Source organism: Neisseria sp. P0021.S005 (assembly GCF_051956955.1).
Window position 1 is genome coordinate 1 of the sequence record NZ_JBQCWY010000503.1, and the last position, 2,239, is coordinate 2,239.

Annotated in this window: 3 protein-coding genes; all 3 read left to right on the top strand. The window is 49.0% G+C overall.

Annotated features, from left to right (window positions below; all coding sequences use genetic code 11):
* On the top strand, positions 1-716 hold a 716-nt coding region (rsmH, locus tag ACTHUE_RS16145; protein WP_440423983.1), incomplete at its 5' end, for a 16S rRNA (cytosine(1402)-N(4))-methyltransferase RsmH.
* 62 nt (positions 717-778) lie between these two features.
* Entirely contained in the window at positions 779-1,042 is a 264-nt protein-coding gene (gene ftsL / locus ACTHUE_RS16150) for a cell division protein FtsL (protein WP_003681879.1), read from the top strand.
* A 74-nt stretch (positions 1,043-1,116) separates the two neighbouring features.
* Positions 1,117-2,239 (top strand): peptidoglycan D,D-transpeptidase FtsI family protein (locus ACTHUE_RS16155; RefSeq protein WP_440423982.1); only part of this gene is annotated, 1,123 nt, incomplete at its 3' end.

The following is a 2,239-nucleotide window of genomic DNA, read 5'->3' on the forward strand; positions in this document are numbered from 1 at the left end:
TTGAAACATTTCAGACGGCCTTGGATGAATTGGGCATCGATAAGATTGACGGTGCGCTTTTTGATTTGGGGATTTCGTCGCCGCAAATTGACGATGGCAGCCGCGGATTCAGTTTCCGCTTTGATGCGCCGTTGGATATGCGGATGGATCCGACTCGCGGGATGTCTGCGGCAGAATGGATTGCAACCGCATCCGAACAGGATTTACACGAGGTAATTAAGAATTATGGTGAAGAGCGGTTTAGTCGCCAGATTGCGCGCGCCATTGTTGCGCAACGCGAGGAGAGTCCCATCGATACAACCCGCAAGCTGGCGCAGCTTGTGGCGCAAAACGTCCGTACTCGTGAGCGCGGACAAGACCCTGCTACGCGCACCTTCCAAGCAGTTCGCATCTTTATTAACCGCGAGCTCGAAGAGGTAGAGGCAGTTTTGCCGCAGGTTGCAGGCCGTCTGAAAGAGGGTGGACGCTTGGCCGTCATTGCGTTCCATTCGCTGGAAGACAGAATTGTGAAGCAGTTTATTAAAAAATATTCGCAACATGCGCCTTTGCCCCGTTGGGCGGTGGTCAAGGAAGCGGATTTGCCTCAACCGCCTTTGAAGGCTGTGGGCAAAGCAATCAAACCGGGTTCGACAGAGACTGAAACCAATCCGCGTGCGCGCAGTGCAGTTTTGCGTGTGGCGGAGCGCAGCAGCGGCGAATTTTCGGTTGTTGACTAGGGAAAGCGTTTCGGCATTGTCGCAAGGGATGTTTCTGTTGACAGGCCGTCTGAAAGTTTGAAATGGGTAAGTTGAATATTTTATTACTGGTTTTGGTGACGGTTTCTGCCTTTGCCGTAGTGTTTAAGCAAAACCAGTCGCGCTTGCACTTTATCGAGTTGGATAAGGCGCAAAAGCGGGAAATTCAGTTGGAACAGGATTACGCGCGCTTGAAACTGGAGCAAGCAAGATTGGCAAACCACAAACTGATTAAAGTGGCGGCCGAAAAGCAACATCTGCTTCCGCCGGGTGCGCATAATACGGCTATGCTGGAACGCAAAAAATAAGAATATAGCCTTGTTTTCAAGGTGTTTACGGGAATTAATAGCTCACTGAGCAGCTAAGTCATGAGAAGTCCAACATGTTAATTAAGAACGAATATAAACCTCAAATGCTGTCTGGAACCACAAAAACAAAAAAACCGCTGACAAGTAACGGACGTATTGGTTTGGTGCTGGGTGCCGTTGCGCTGGCATTTACCGGTCTGTTGGTGCGCGGGGTTTATCTGCAAACCAGTCAGCATGAGTTTTTGAAAAATCAGGGCGACCAACGTTTTGTGCGCACACTTCCGCTGCCTGCATCACGCGGTATGATTACCGACCGCAATGGTGCTACATTGGCGTTGAGTGCGCCTACCGAATCATTGTATGCCATGCCTTCCGGCATGGAGGAAATGCCGACTGACGAGCAGTTAGAAAAACTGTCGGCCATTGCCGATGTGCCTGTTGAAGTTTTGAAAAATAAATTGTCTAAAAAAGACAAAGGCTTTATCTATCTGAAACGTCAACTCAGCTACGAGAAAGCAGAAGAAATCAAAGCATTGGGCATTAAAGGTATCGCATTCCAAAAAGAATTGAAACGCCATTACCCGATGGGCAATCTGTTTGCGCATGTTATCGGTTTTACCAATATCGACGGCAAAGGTCAAGAGGGCTTGGAGCTTTCCCGTGAAGACAGTCTGCGCGGTGAAGATGGTGCGAAAGTCGTATTGCGTGACAACAAAGGTAATATCGTTGACAGCCTCGACTCTCCACGCAACAGCGTGCCTAAAAATGGCCAAGACATGATTTTGTCTTTGGATCAGCGTATTCAAACGCTGGCTTATGACGAGTTGAACAAGGCTGTGGCTTATCACAAAGCCAAAGCGGGTACGGTTGTGGTATTGGATGCGCAAACCGGCGAAATTTTGGCTTTGGTCAACAGCCCTGCTTACGATCCGAATCAACCGGGTCAAGCCAATAGCGAACAGCGCCGTAACCGCGCCGTAACCGATATGATTGAACCCGGTTCTGCAATGAAACCGTTTACCATTGCCAAAGCATTGGATTCCGGTAAAGTGGATGCAACCGATACGTTCAATACCCTGCCTTACAAAATCGGTCCGGCTACCGTACAAGATACCCACGTTTATCCTACTTTGGATGTGCGCGGCATTATGCAAAAATCTTCCAACGTCGGTACCAGTAAACTTTCTGCCATGTTTA